The sequence below is a fragment of the Micromonospora sp. WMMD708 genome, assembly GCF_049315245.1.
GTDB lineage: Bacteria > Actinomycetota > Actinomycetes > Mycobacteriales > Micromonosporaceae > Micromonospora > Micromonospora wenchangensis.
Genome location: NZ_CP186060.1, coordinates 3,662,827 through 3,676,145 on the forward strand (window position 1 = coordinate 3,662,827; position 13,319 = coordinate 3,676,145).

15 protein-coding genes are annotated in these 13,319 nt (G+C 74.4%); 5 read left to right on the forward strand and 10 right to left on the reverse strand.

What is annotated here, in order from left to right:
- Positions 1-31: 31 nt before the first annotated feature.
- Together ACN260_RS16245 and ACN260_RS16250 are read right to left on the reverse strand one after the other, a co-directional pair.
- Positions 32-1,069, reverse strand: a complete 1,038-nt coding sequence (locus ACN260_RS16245) for a cobalamin B12-binding domain-containing protein (RefSeq protein WP_422751907.1) — start codon at positions 1,067-1,069, stop codon at positions 32-34.
- Entirely contained in the window at positions 1,066-2,850 is a 1,785-nt protein-coding gene (locus ACN260_RS16250) for a SpoIIE family protein phosphatase (RefSeq protein ID WP_422751908.1), read from the reverse strand. The genes ACN260_RS16245 and ACN260_RS16250 overlap by 4 nt, the downstream gene beginning before the upstream one ends.
- A gap of 252 nt (positions 2,851-3,102) precedes the next feature.
- On the opposite strand from ACN260_RS16250, the gene ACN260_RS16255 reads away from it, so the two are divergent.
- A complete protein-coding gene (locus ACN260_RS16255; RefSeq protein WP_422751909.1) occupies positions 3,103-3,450 on the forward strand; it encodes an STAS domain-containing protein in 348 nt (115 codons plus the stop codon).
- A gap of 77 nt (positions 3,451-3,527) precedes the next feature.
- Positions 3,528-3,884 carry an STAS domain-containing protein gene (locus tag ACN260_RS16260; protein WP_422751910.1) on the forward strand — a complete coding sequence of 119 codons (357 nt, stop codon included), beginning with the start codon at positions 3,528-3,530 and terminating at the stop codon, positions 3,882-3,884.
- A gap of 75 nt (positions 3,885-3,959) precedes the next feature.
- On the opposite strand, the gene ACN260_RS16265 is transcribed toward ACN260_RS16260, so the two are convergent.
- Both ACN260_RS16265 and ACN260_RS16270 read right to left on the reverse strand, forming a co-directional pair.
- Positions 3,960-4,295 carry a hypothetical protein gene (locus ACN260_RS16265; protein ID WP_422751911.1) on the reverse strand — a complete coding sequence of 112 codons (336 nt, stop codon included), beginning with the start codon at positions 4,293-4,295 and terminating at the stop codon, positions 3,960-3,962.
- A 155-nt stretch (positions 4,296-4,450) separates the two neighbouring features.
- A complete protein-coding gene (locus ACN260_RS16270) occupies positions 4,451-5,752 on the reverse strand; it encodes an NAD(P)/FAD-dependent oxidoreductase (protein ID WP_422751912.1) in 1,302 nt (433 codons plus the stop codon).
- Between the two features lie 217 nt (positions 5,753-5,969).
- Between ACN260_RS16270 and ACN260_RS16275 the strand changes: the two genes are divergently transcribed.
- Positions 5,970-7,055, forward strand: a complete 1,086-nt coding sequence (locus ACN260_RS16275; RefSeq protein ID WP_422751913.1) for a hypothetical protein — start codon at positions 5,970-5,972, stop codon at positions 7,053-7,055.
- Positions 7,056-7,258: 203 nt separating this feature from the next.
- Positions 7,259-8,290 (forward strand): LacI family DNA-binding transcriptional regulator, encoded by a 1,032-nt coding sequence (locus ACN260_RS16280; protein WP_422751914.1) that lies wholly within the window; start codon positions 7,259-7,261, stop codon positions 8,288-8,290.
- Here the strand turns inward: ACN260_RS16280 and ACN260_RS16285 are convergent, their stop codons facing one another.
- The 5 genes from ACN260_RS16285 to ACN260_RS16305 form a co-directional block, all read right to left on the reverse strand.
- The gene (locus ACN260_RS16285) at positions 8,291-8,581 is read right to left on the reverse strand and encodes a DUF6510 family protein (RefSeq protein WP_422751915.1); all 291 of its coding nucleotides are present in this window, start codon (positions 8,579-8,581) and stop codon (positions 8,291-8,293) included.
- A 16-nt stretch (positions 8,582-8,597) separates the two neighbouring features.
- On the reverse strand, positions 8,598-9,353 hold the full coding sequence (locus ACN260_RS16290; RefSeq protein WP_422751916.1) for a ferredoxin reductase: 756 nt from the start codon (positions 9,351-9,353) through the stop codon (positions 8,598-8,600).
- 1 nt (position 9,354) lies between these two features.
- Positions 9,355-9,954, reverse strand: coding sequence for a sulfite oxidase-like oxidoreductase (locus ACN260_RS16295; RefSeq protein ID WP_422751917.1), 600 nt, complete (start codon positions 9,952-9,954; stop codon positions 9,355-9,357).
- A gap of 101 nt (positions 9,955-10,055) precedes the next feature.
- A complete protein-coding gene (locus ACN260_RS16300) occupies positions 10,056-11,075 on the reverse strand; it encodes a TerC family protein (protein ID WP_422751918.1) in 1,020 nt (339 codons plus the stop codon).
- Positions 11,076-11,308: 233 nt separating this feature from the next.
- Positions 11,309-11,722 (reverse strand): DUF2267 domain-containing protein, encoded by a 414-nt coding sequence (locus ACN260_RS16305; protein WP_422751919.1) that lies wholly within the window; start codon positions 11,720-11,722, stop codon positions 11,309-11,311.
- Positions 11,723-11,881: 159 nt separating this feature from the next.
- Between ACN260_RS16305 and ACN260_RS16310 the strand changes: the two genes are divergently transcribed.
- Positions 11,882-12,154 (forward strand): DUF2795 domain-containing protein, encoded by a 273-nt coding sequence (locus tag ACN260_RS16310; protein ID WP_422751920.1) that lies wholly within the window; start codon positions 11,882-11,884, stop codon positions 12,152-12,154.
- 184 nt (positions 12,155-12,338) lie between these two features.
- Here ACN260_RS16310 and ACN260_RS16315 read toward each other — a convergent pair whose 3' ends face one another.
- Positions 12,339-13,310, reverse strand: coding sequence for a pirin family protein (locus ACN260_RS16315; RefSeq protein WP_422751921.1), 972 nt, complete (start codon positions 13,308-13,310; stop codon positions 12,339-12,341).
- Positions 13,311-13,319: the final 9 nt, after the last annotated feature.

A 13,319-nucleotide genomic window follows, 5' to 3' on the forward strand; every position in this document is an offset into this window, starting at 1 on the left:
GCAGCGCTCCCCCGGGGGCCCGCAAGGCGCGTCAGTGCCGCACCCCGCCGGACGCGACGGTCGCCGCCGCGCCGAGCGCCAGGAACCGCCCCGCCCGGGGGAAGTCCCGCAGGACGTGCCCGTAGTGACCCAGGGTGGCGGCGACCGACCCGGCCGGCACCCCCCGGCTGGTCAGGATCGCCACCAGCCACGTCACGAAGTCGGTGAACAGCTCCCCGTCGTCGACGTAGACGGCGGCGGCCAGGAAGTCCACGATGTAGCCCAGGTCACTCGTGGTGGCGTCCCACTGCGCCGGGGTGTACTCCGCCACCGACGGCTCCCGGGCCCGCAGGTCCGCCACCGCCGAGTCGATCAGCTCGCCGCGCCGCTTCACCAGGCTGGCGTACTCGTCGTCGGCGAGGTGGGACAGGTCCGCCGGGGGCACCCGGCGCAGGACCCGCTCGTCGGCGACCAGGTCGGCGGCACCCGGGGCGTCCGGGGCCCAGGCGACCCCGAGCCGCCGGGCCCACCGGCCGTCCACGCCGAACCCACGCCCACCGACCACCACGGGTACGTCCGAACGCCGGCACGCCTCGATCATCCGGTGCGCCTGCGGCAGGCGCATCGGCAGGGCGCAGGCCAGCGCGACCGCGTACGCGTCGTGCCGGTGCAGGTACGACACCAGGTGGGCGGCCGGCACGCTGGCGCCCAGGAACGTCACCTGCCAGCCGCGCAGCCGCAGCACCTCGGCGACCAGCCGGGGTGGCAGGGCGTGCCACTCACCGTCCATGCAGGCCACCACGATCCGCCCCCGGCTCGGCCGTGGGTCGGCGCACCCGGCGATCGCCGCCACGGCCCGTTCGCTGATGTGCGTCGCGGCGTGCTCCTGCGCCACGCTCCACTCGTTGCGGGCCCACCGCTCACCCACCTCGGTCTGGGCCGGGGCGACCAGGTCGAGCAGCACCCGCTCCGCCGGGACGCCGGCGTCGAGCAGCCCGGTGACCACCTCGATCGCGCCGTACTCGTCCGCCTCCTCCAGGCATGCGAGGAACTCACCGAGGGCCCGGTACGGATCGGTCGGGGCGGTCACGGTCGGGACGTCCTCTCCTCGACCGGGTCCGGCACGGCCGGCACGGAGTGCAGGTGCCGCCGGGGACGGCCACCCGGTCCGGTGGCCCGCAGGGCGAGCACCGCGATGTCGTCGTGGTCGCCGTGCGCCAGCCAGTCGCAGGTGACCTGCTCGACCCGCTCGGCGAGCGCCGGGGCCGGCATCCGGTGGCAGCCGGTGACAACGTGGACCAGCCGGTCCTGCCCGAACTGCTCGTCGCCGCGCCGGCCGCCCCGGGCCTCGGTCACCCCGTCGCTGTAGAGCAGGCAGGTCTCCCCGACGGCCAACCGGACGGTGACCTCGCCGATGCGCGGGTCGGGCACCACACCGATCAGCATCCCGCTCAGCGGCACCGTCTCCACCTCGCCGCCGTGGCGCAGCACCAGCGGCGGCAGGTGCCCGCCACCGGCCAGGGTCAGCGACAGCCCACCGTCGCGGTGCGGGCGCACCACCCCGATCACCATCGTGGCGAACCGGCCCTGCCCGTGCGCCTGGGTGGTCTCCAGCAGGGCGTCGTTGAGCAGCTTCAGCAGCCGGCCGGGCTGCGACTCGACCCGGTAGAGCGCCTGCAGGCACTGGCGGAGCTGGCCGGTGAAGACCGCCGCCTCCACCCCCTTGCCGGAGACGTCGCCGAGGAAGAACACCGCGCCACCGTCGGCCAGCCGGTGCGCGCCGTGGAAGTCGCCGCCGATGCGCAGGCTCGCCTGGGCGGGCCGGTAGGCCGTGCCCCACTGCACCCCGGCCACCTCGGCCGGTTCCACCGGCACCAGGCTGGCCTGGAGGGTGTCGGCCACCTCGGCCTGGTTGCGGTAGAGGACCGCGGTGGTGAGCGCCGCGCCGGCCCGGGCGGCGAAGGCCCGGACCAGGTCCACGTCGGCGTCGTCGTACCACCGGGTACGCCGGGCCACCAGCAGCACACCCGCCGGGGCGTCCCGGCCGGGCAGCGGGACCACCCGGGCGGTCACCTCGCGGGCGCTCAACCCCGGCAGCCATCCGGCCTCGACCGCCTGGTCGACCAGCCAGTCCACCGTGTGCGGCTCCACCCCGGACAGCCCCTCGACGATGGCCGGGGGCAGCGCGGCGGCGGGCAGCATGCCGCTGTCCACCGTGGGCGACTCGTCGTCGGCCCGGGTCGCCCGCCACCACCGGGCCCGCCCGGAGCGGGGGGCCAGCACCAGCACCGCCACCTCGGCCAGGGTGGGCACGGTGAGCCGGACCACGGCGGCGGCGGCCCGGTCCGGGTGCAGCGGGTTGCCCAGCTTCTCGCCGACCACGGCGAGAAAGGCCGACCGGGCCCGCTCGGCGAGCAGGGCGTCGGCGCGGGAGACGCTGTCGGTGACGTCCTCGACGTACAGGCAGCTCCGGGAGCCGGACAGCGGCACCCGGCGGATGCGCAGTCGCCGGCCGTGGTGACCGAACCCGTCCGGCTCGACGGCCCCGGTCAGCACGGCGAGCCCGGCGGCGGCCAGGGGACGGCCGGGCGACACCTCGGGCAGCAGCCGCTCGGCCACCGGGCTGACGTGCCGGACCACCCCGTCGGCGTCGCAGACGACCAGGCCCTCCCGGAAGTGTTCGAGGACCTCGGACCAGGCCGGGTCGACCCGGTCCGGGTCGGGCCGGGCGGGATCGGGGCCGGCCCGGTCGGGGGCCAACGGCGGCAGGCCGGCGGGCGCGCCGACGGACCGCGCCGCGGCCCGACCGGCACTCGGCGTGGAGATCCGTCCGTCGCCCGGGTCGAAGCCCCTGACGTCGGCAGCACCCACCAGCTGAGCCCCACTCCCCTTGTCGCCATCCGGCACATCCCGGATGTAGGTCGTATGTTCCAATCTGTTCCGCTCAGCCTACGCCGGAACGCGGGCACCGCCACCGCACGGCGTCCCCGGCGCGGATGCGCACCCCTGCGGGCACACCAGCGGGTTGTTACGATCCGGCGTAGTCCGGCCCGACCGTCGGCCCTGTCGGAAAGGCGTGCTGTGGTGTCCCCTGGAAGGAAAACCGAGGCTGCCCCCCTGACCATGTCGGTGGACCGCTCCGACCCCGGGGCGCCGGTCCTGTCGGTCGGCGGTGAGCTGGCCTACGCCACCTCCCGCCCGGTGCGGGTGGAGGTCGACCGGGTGCTGGTGGAGCGCCCGGCGGTGATCGTCTTCGACTTCTCCGGGCTGACCTTCATCGACAGCACCGGTTTGTCGGTCATCGTGCACGCCTGGCGGGAGGGGCAACGGGTCGGGACGCTGGTCCGGTTGCGGGCCGTCCCCCGCTTCCTGACCACCATCCTCGACATGACCGGGGTCACCGGCCTACTGGCCCGTCAGGTACCGCAGCGGTCCACCCCCACGCCGCAGCGTCCGGCCACGTCCGCCTGAACCCGACCGCCTGAACCCGGTCACCGTCGAGCGAACCCCGACGTTTCCCGATCACCCGGGGCTGGGAACATGGGGACATGCGCCCGCAGCTGTTGACCATCGAGGTGACCCGGCTCGACGCCGGCACCGCCCGGCTGCGACTCACCGGCGACCTCGACTTCGACACCGCCCCGGAGCTGATCGAAGCGGCGGCCGGGGTCCGCGCGCACGGCCACCGCGCGCTGATCGTCGACCTGGGCGGGGTCGGCCTGTGCGACTCGTCGGGGCTGAGCGCGTTCGTGGTGCTCAGCCAGGGCGGGGCCGGGCCGGTCCGGTTGACCGGGGTCAACGCCCGGCTGCAGCAGCTGCTCGACCGCACCGGCCTGACCGAGTTGCTGGCGGTGGAGGAGCAGCCGGCGTCCGACGCAGGCGACGACGTCCGCGAGGTGGGCTGAGCCGCCCGGCCGGGGTGACCCCCGACCCTGGGACCAGGGGCCGGGGGCCGGGAGGAGGGTCCGGGCGGTCCGCCGTCAGGCGCTGACGACGGTCTCCTGCGCCTCGACGGCGGGTTGCCGGCGCGGCCCGGTCGACCGGGGCGCGGCGGACGACGGGGGCTCGGCGTCATCCGGAGGACCGGAATCAGGCATCCGGAACAGATAGCGGACGAAACCCCCGCCCGACTCGTTGTCCTCCGCGCCGGGCCACTGCCCGGCACAGTCCATGCCCACCACTTCCCGGCCCGATCCGTCGGCCTCCTCCACCAGGGCCCAGAGGCTCACCGGGTAGCACCGGGTCAGCTCGGGGCCGACCTGCCAGCGGGAGTACCAGCCGGGACGGGCCGGGACAATCTCCACGATCCTCTTCATGACGACCTACCCTTCCGCGTGCCTCGGAAGACCTCCGGTCGTCCCGATGGTCCGTCCCGCGCGGGTGAGCGCCCCTCACCCCGCGGGAGTGAAGCCGGGACGCGGGTCGTCGCCGACCACCCACCCGCGTCCCGCGGCCGCACGGTCGCCGCCGCTCAGCGGGTGCGCACCGGCATCTCGGGCGAGGAACTCTCCAACGGCACGGCGTGGGCCGGAACCAGACCGAGCTGCGTCGCCGGGCGGGGCAGCGCGGCGTCGAGCATCCAGTCGGCGCTCACCCGCGCCCGGTTGCCCGGCATCGCCATCAGGTGGTAGCCCCGGGTGACCGCCTTGGCGGCCAGCCCCGACAGCGACAGCTTCAGCGGGTTCGCCGCCGCGTCCCTGCCCCCCAGGTCGACCACCCAGCCCAGGTCATGGTGCTTGTACGGGCGACGCCTGCCGTGCCCGTAGGAGGCGGCGATGTTGTGCGCGGCGAGCTTGCCCTGCCGTTGCGCGTGCTGGGCGGTCATCGTGCAGAGCTGCCCGGGGCGGGTGAGGTCCGGCACGGCGGCGGCGTCGCCGCAGGCGTACACCTCGGGGAAGCCGGGGACGTTGAGGTACTCGTCGACCACCAGCCGGCCCTTCTCGGTACGCAGGCCCAACTCGGCCACGAACGGGTCGGGGCGTACCCCGACGCACCAGGCCAGCGTGCAGGTCGGGACGTACTCGCCGTCGGTGAGGTGCACCCCGTCGGCGGTGGCCTCGGCGACCGAGGTGCCCATCCGCACGTCGACCCCCCGGCGGCGCAGCACCCGGTCGGCGGTGGCCGACATCCGCTCGTCCAGCTCCGGCAGCACCCGGGGGGCGACGTCCAGCAGCATCCACCGGGGGCGGACGGTCAACCGGGGGCGTTGGGCGTGCAGCGCGTCGGTGAACAGTTGCCCGTGCGCGGCGACCTCGGTGCCGGTGTAGCCCGCGCCCACCACGACGAAGGTGGCCCGGGCCTGCTGCTCGGCCGGGTCCTGCGCCTGCTCGGCCAGCTCGATCTGGCGGACCACGTGGTCGTGCAGGTAGACCGCCTCGGGCAGGCCCCGGAAACCGTGGGCGTACTCGGTCACGCCGGGGATGGGCAGCAGCTTGTTGACGCTGCCGACGCAGAGCACCAGCCGGTCGTAGGCGAGCTGGCCCCGCTCCCCCTCCGGGTTGGTGAAGCCGACCCAGCGGTGGCGCAGGTCGACCCGGTCGGCCTCGCCGACGACCACCCGCACGCCGGGCAGGGTGCCGGTCAGCGGGACCGAGATCCGGGTGGGTTCGACCACCCCGGCGGCCACCTCGGGCAACAGCGGCAGGTAGAGGAAGTAGTCGGTCGAGTTCAGCAGCACGATCTCGGCCCGTCCGCCGGCCAGCCGACGCAACGTCTTCGCCGCGTGGTAACCGGCGAAACCGGCGCCCACGATCACCACCCGAGGTTTCGTCATGTCCGCTCCCTTCCCGGCGGTCGGCACGACAAACGTGTCGGGTCGCCCCGGCACCGCCGGACCGCAGCGGGGCGGCGGACGAGGGCGCAGCGGGCCGTTTGATACATCAGTGACGGGCTCCCGACTGTAGTCACACCGGGTGGACGACACCGTTGCTTTGGGCGCGCCCTCCGCTCACGCTGAGTTTCTGTTCGACCACCACCAATCGGAGGGACAGATGAGAGTTCGTCGTGTCGTCGCCGTCGCACTGGCCGCCCTGCTGGCGGCCGTGGGGCTCGCGCCGACCGCACCCGCCGCGGCGGCCACCGCGGACCGTTGGGGCTTCGCCTACGTCGACAACCCCACCGTCACCAGCTGGACCGTGCTGGACACCACCCGGCAGTGGGGGACCTGGAAGACCGCCTTCCCGGCCGCCTGGGCCACCGGCGTCAAACTCGCCCCGGGCCGGTTCCAGGTGCGCTTCCCGCAGATCGGGGCCGGTGCACGCGGGGTGCCGCACGTGACCCCGGTCGACCGGGCCGGGCACTACTGCACCGTGGTGCGCTGGTTCCAGTCGGGCACCGACGAGATCGTCGACGTGCAGTGCTTCGCCCCCGGCGGCACCCGCGACGACAGCCGGTTCACCGTGCTGTGGACCGCAAGCTCCGGGGTACTGCCGGCCGGCACCGCACACGCCTACGTCCAGGGCGGGGTCAGCGGCCTGGTCCAGTCGTACGTGTCCACCGGGGCCCCCGCCGCGCTGGCCCCGCTGGGGGTCGGGCAGTGGTCGGTGAAGCTGCCCGGGGTCGGGCTGGCCGGGGTGCTGGCCGGCAACGTGCAGGCCACCGCGATCCAGCCGAACGCCGGTCCGCGCCGGTGCACCGTCGCCCGCTGGGGCGCCTCCGGCACCGACGTCCTGGTCTACGTGTTCTGCTTCGACCAGGCCGGCGCGCCGGTGAACACCGACTTCACCCTCTCCTACCACCGGGGACGGTCGGTGATCGGGTCGCTGGCCCCGCCGAAGTTCTTCGGTCACCTGGCCAGCGCGGCCGGCGGCCCCACCAACGACAACTCCCAGCTCGGGGTGGGCGTCAACACCATCGCGCCGCTCGCGCCGGCCGGCCGCTACCTGGTCACCTTCAAGCAGCTCGGGCAGAAGGAGACGCACGCCCAGGTCACCGCGCAGGGCACCGGGCCGAACTACTGCAACCTGACCCAGCCGTGGTCGTACGCGGTGGACGCCCCGGTGGATGTGATCTGCTTCGACAACACCGGCACTCCCGCGCCGTACCAGGTGCTGGTCGCCTTCACCTCCCGGATCTGAGCCGGGCGGCGCCGCCCGCCGGTCGGCCCGGCGGGCGGCGCCGGGTGGACGGTCCGGACCACCGTCCGGCGACCTGTCGGCACCGCCGGGCGACCATCCCGTGCGCGGGACCGTTGGTGATCTCCACCGGTGGGTGCGGTCGGCTAGCGTTGTCGGACCGTCGTGCCCGACGGCCGAGACACGAGCGACACGAAGGTGAACCGATGGCACCGAAGGCGAGCATCCGGGACGTCGCCGCCGCCGCGGGTGTCTCGGTGACCACCGTGTCCCACGTGTTGAACAACAAGTCCGGTACCCGGGTCAGCGCGCAGACCCGGGAACGGGTCGAGACGGTGGCCCGTCAGCTCGGCTACGCCGCGAACGGGCTGGCCCGGGGGCTGCGGCTGCAACGGTCGTACGCCCTGGGGTTGCTCGGTGACGTCGTCGCCGCCACCGGACAGGCCGGGCGGCTCGTCCTGGGCGCGCAGGAGACCGCGTCGGCGCGCGGATGGGTGCTGCTGCTCACCACCGGCCGTGACCCCGAGGTCGAACGGCGGGAGATCCGGGCCCTGGCGCGGCACCGGGTCGACGGCGTGCTCTACGCGACCATGGACCACCGGGTGGTACGGGTCCCCGACGAGCTGCGCCCGATGCCGGTGGTGCTGCTCAACGCCCGCAGTGCCGACGCCACGCTCCCCTCGGTGGTGCCGGACGAGCGCGACGGCGCCGCCACGGCGGTGCGGGAGCTGCTCGCCCACGGGCACCGGCGGATCGGTTTCGTCACCACCGTCGACGACGTCCCCGCCGCCCGGGGTCGGCTGCTCGGCTACCGGGAGGCGCTGTGGGCGGCCGGGGTGCCGTACCGGCCGGAACTGGTGCGCGCCGACGTCGGCGACCCCGCCGGGGGGCACCGCGCGGCCCGCGCCCTGCTCGACGGAGCCGACCGGCCGACGGCGCTGTTCTGTTTCACCGACGCGATGGCGATGGGGGTCTACCGGGCGGCGGCCGAACTGGGCCTGCGGATCCCGCAGGAGCTCTCGGTGGTCGGCTGCGCCAACCAGGAGGTCATCGCCGACGGGTTGTTCCCCGCCCTGACCAGTGTGGCGTTGCCGCACCACCGGATGGGCGCGTGGGCGGTAGAGACCATGGTGGAGCTGCTCGACCGACCGAAGGGCGCCCGGCGTCGGGTGGCCCGGCACGTCGCCCTGCCGTGCCCGCTGGTGCGCCGGGCGTCGGTCGCCGCCGCGCCGCACTGATCAGCGCGGAAACGGCGGCCCGGTCGGCGGCATCGGCACCTGGAGGTAGGTGGCGCCGCGCAGGTCCAGCCACGCCCGGTCGGGGGCCCGGACCAGCCGGAGCATCACCTCGGCGCAGGCCGGGCAGCGACCCACCAGCCCGGGGGCGTGGGCGTAGACGCGCAGGCCGGCCATCGGGCCGACCATGCCGCACCACGCGCACCGCCCGGTCGCCGCGCTCAGGTCCACGGCCAGCAGCTCGCGCAGCGGCCCGTCGAGCATGTTGCCGTCCAGGTAGGACATCTCGGTCATCGGTTCTCCTCGCCGGTCAGCCGGTGGGCCCGAACCGTTCGGTGCGGACCCGTCGGGTCGGGTGGCCCAGCCCCACCAGCAGATCCGCGACGGTCTCCACGAAGCCGGTCGGGCCGCAGACGTAGCAGAGCGGTTCCAGGTCCGCCGGCCAGCCGTGGGTGTTCACGTCGGCCAGGCCGATCCGGTGCGGCTCGCCCCGCCAGTCGTCGGGGGCCTCGCGGGTGTAGACGTAGGTGACGTCCAGGCCGGGGTCGTCGCGGGCGCGGGTGCGCAGCTCGTCGGCGTAGATCACGTCCGCCGGGGTGCGGACCGAGTAGATCAGCCGGAACGGCGCGCGGTTGCCGGCGGCCCGGCGGGCCCGCACCATCGCCATCAGCGGCACCACCCCGGAGCCCCCGGCGACCAGCAGCACCGGCGCGGTCTGCCCGGGTCGCCAGACGAACCAGCCGCCGACCGGGCCGCGCACCTCCACCGGGTCGCCCTCGGCCCAGGTGTCGGTCAGGTACGGCGACACCTCGCCGTCGGGCACCCGCTGCACGGTCAACGCGATCCGGTCGCCGTCGGCCGGGCCGGCGAGCGAGTACGAGCGGGCCGCCTGGTAGCCGTCGGGGGCGGTGAGCCGGACGTCGACGTGCTGCCCCGGCAGGTGCCCCGGCCAGCCGGGCACCGACAGCTCGAGGGTCTGCGCGGTGGGCGTCTCGACGCGGCGCTGCGCCAGCCGGGCCACCCGCCAGTCCACCGGCCGTGCCAGCCGACCACCGGCCGCGGTCACCTCAGTCGCCCTGGTAGCGCTGCTCGCGCCACGGGTCGCCGTAGTCGTGGTAGCCGGCGGTCTCCCAGAACCCGGGTTCGTCCTCGACGGTCAGCCGCAGGCCGCGTACCCACTTGGCGGACTTCCAGAAGTAGAGGTGCGGCACCAGCAGCCGGGCCGGGCCGCCGTGTTCGGCGGGCAGCGGTTCGCCGTCGTAGCCGTGCACCACCCAGGCCTGCCCGTCGCGCAGGTCGTCCAGCGGCAGGTTGGTGGTGTAGCCGCCGTACGAGTGGGCCTGGGCGTAGTCGGCGGCGGTGTCCACGCCGTCGAGCAGCACGTCCAGCGAGACGCCCTGCCAGCTGGTGCCGAACTTCGACCACCGGGTGACGCAGTGGATGTCTACCGTGGGGGTCTCCTGGGGTAGCTCCATCAGCTCCGCCCAGGACCAGCGGACCTCCTCGCCGGTCTCGGTGGTGAGGACGAACTCCCACCGGTCCAGCGGAACCCGGGGGGTCGGCCCGGCGGACAGCACCGGGAAGTCCTCGGTCAGGTACTGCCCCGGCGGCAGGGCCGGGTCGCTCGTCCGACGGCGGCCCTGGAAGCCCGGTGACACGATTCCCACCCGTCAGTCGTACCACCCGGCGGGCGTAAGCGGGAGGGTTCCGGCGCACCGGCCCGCCTTCGGCGGCGGCCCCGTCGCGGGCCGCCGCCTGTCGCGTACGGTCAGTGCTTGTCGACGACGACCTCGGCGTCGCCGGGCTCCCGGTCGCGGGTGGCCCGCAGGCTGGTGAGGGTGACCACGATCAGCACGCCGATGATGACCCCGAGCGAGGCCAGCGTGGGGATCTCCGGCACGCCCGACCAGATGCCGTGCGCCCAGTGCAGGCCGAGCTTGACGCCGATGAAGGCCAGGATGATCGCCAGGCCGTAGCTGAGGTGCACCAGGCGGCTCAGCGCGGCGTGCAGCACGAAGTAGAGCGCCCGCAGCCCGAGCAGGGCGAAGGCGTTGGTGGCGAAGACGAGGTAGGGGTCCTCGGTGATGCCGTAGACGGCGGGCACCGAGTCGACCGCGAAGACGATGTCGGTGGCGAGCACCGCGACCACCACCAGGGCGAACGGGGTGAGCGCCCGCCGGCCGTGCTGCCGGACCGTCATCCGGGTGCCGTGGTACTCGTCGACCACCGGCATGAACCGGCGCAGCAGGCGCACCGACCGCATCTTGTTGATGTCGACCTCCTGCTCGTGCCCGGAGAGGGCGTCGCGCAGCAGCTTGACGGCGGTGGCGATGAGGATGACGGCGAAGATCAGGAACGCGAAGTCGAGGGTCTGCAACGCCGCCGCGCCGAGGGCGATGAAGACCGCCCGCAGCACCAGCGCCCCGGCGATGCCGTAGAGCAGCACCCGCTGGGCGAGCACGGCGGGCACCGCGAAGGCGGCCAGCAGCAGCATGAACACGAAGAGGTTGTCGACCGACAGCGACTTCTCGACCAGGTAACCGGTCAGGTATTCGACGCCCTGCTGGGAGCCGAAGCGGTACCAGATCCAGCCGCCGAAGGCCAGCGGCAGCGCGATGTAGAACGCCGACCAGCCCAGCGCCTCCCGGATCGACACCTCGTGCGGTCGCCGGGTGACCAGGAAGTCGAGGACCAGCAGGGCGAGCACGCCGACGATGGTCACCGCCCACAGGGTGGGGGTGCCGACCGACGACAACCCACCGGCGGCAAAATACGACAGATCGGTCATGGAGCCTCCTCGAACACCGTGCCATGTTCGAGGTCTCCTTCACCCACGTTCGTCGTGGGCAACCACCCGAGGCGCACCCGGAGCGCGCCGTACTGACCGGAATGGTTCGTGGGAAGTACTCCCCTCGTGCGGACCAGGTTAGGCCAGGTCCGGACGACTCGCCAAGCCAGTCCCACCGTGGTTGCCCTGGTCAACCGCTGTGTGCCGCCCACCGACCCGGGCCCGACCGTGGGTCAGGCCCGGCGCGGGGCGGCCATGCCGGGGGCGAGGGCCGGCTCCACCAGGTCGCGGTAGTCGCGGGGCAGCCGGGTCACCAGCCCGTCGAACTCGCCGCCGCTGACCGCCTCGTGGACGGTGCCGAAGACCACCCGCACCACGTCCCGGGCGGCCGGCTCGTCCAGTTCGGCCCGCCGCGCCACCCGGGCCACGAACTCGGCCGCGCCGAACTGCTCGGCCGCCTCCGTGCCGGGGCCGGGCCGCAGCGCCAGCCGCAACGGCGCGGGCAGCTGTGTCGCCAGGTCGAGCACCTCACCCCCGGTCAACCGTTCGGCGAGGCTCGACAGCGTCGCGTGGACCAGCACCACCGCCCGCTCCGGGTCGGTACCGACCCGTCGGGCCACCTGGTCGACGAAGGTGTCGTAGTTCATGTGGGGCTCCCTTCGACATGAGGCGGCCCGGTTACCCGCCGGGCCGCCCCGGAAACGAGGCCGCCCGTCCCGCTTTTCGCGCCGCCTGCGCGTGACCTGCTGCCGGACGGGTAACCGCCGCCGATCGTGACCGGATCGAGGCGGCGAGGAGGCCCACCGATGGCCAGTCGGACCGAAGTCCTGCGGTACCTGTCCAGCCTGGACTACCCGGCGGCGAAGGACGCCGTGGTGCGCCAGGCCGAACGGGAGGGCGCGCCGCCCGACGTGCTGCGGGCGTTGCGGGCGCTGCCGCCGGTGGACTACGCCGACGACGCGCAGGTGGCCCGCTCGGCCCGGATCGACCCCGCACCGGAGGTCGACCCCGCCCGGCGGGCACAGCAGGCGAGGGAGAAGCGGCACCAGCGGGTCGCACGGCACCTGCGGAGCATCTGACCCCGGACAGGCGGGCGCCCCGGGTCACGAACCGCGACCTGGGGCGCACGCGTGCCTGTTCACCGGCGAACCGCCGGGTGGCCACCCGAACCGGGTGGGCATCGCTGCCACGATCATCGTAGGCCACGCCATCATCCGTACGGCTGATTTTGCCGAGACTGTGGGCGAGCACACCACGGGCGGGTCAACCGTGCAGGTCACCCTGCCGGTCCCGGGCCTTCAACCGGACGGTCGGCAGTTGCGGGGCGGGCAGCGGCGGGGCCGGGTCGTCGGCGACCCGGCCGAACCGCCGCCCGGCCATCCAGTCCGCCCGGGCGGTGGCCACCTCCTCGTGCGAGCGGCCGACGAAGTTCCACCACATGACCAGCGGCTCGTCGAACGGCTCGCCACCGAGCAGCATCAGGCGGCTGCCCGGCTCGGCGGTCAGTTCCACCCCGTCCCGCCCGGCGCCGAGGTAGAGCAGCGCGCCGGGCTCCAGCGACACGCCGTCCACCCGGGCCCGACCGGACATCGCCAGCAGGGCGTACTCGAAGCGGGGTCGCAGGCGCGGCGTCGCCGGGCCCGGGCCGTGCGCCGCCAGTTGCACGCCGAGCAGCGGGGTGTGCACCAACGCCGGGGACACCTCGCCCGCCAGCTCACCGAGGAGCAGGGTGTGCTCCCAGTCGCCGGACCGCCAGCGCGGCAGGTCGGCGTGGTGGGCGAAGCCGGCGGCACCGGCGCGCGCCGGGTCGGGCAGCGCCACCCACAGCTGCACGCCGTGCATCAGCGGCGGACGGGTGGCCGGGGACCGCTCGGAGTGGGCGATGCCGTGCCCGGAGGTCATCACGTTGAGCTGGCCGGGGCGGATCGGCTGGACGTTACCGAGGCTGTCCCGGTGCACGATCTCGCCGTCGAGCAGCCAGGTCACCGTCTGCAGGCCGGTGTGCGGGTGCGGGGGCACCTCCATGCCGGGGCGCTGCGCCACGTCGTCCGGGCCGAAGTGGTCGACGAAGCACCACGCCCCGACCATCCGGCGGGCCCGCTGCGGCAGCAGCCGGCGCACGGTGGTGTAACGGCCCAGCGGCACGTCGTGGCCGGGCAGCAGCACGCTGCCCGGGTCCTCGCCGGCGACGCCGGGTGGCCGGGTCTGCGCCGGCAACGATTCGGTGCGGTCCACCACCCGACT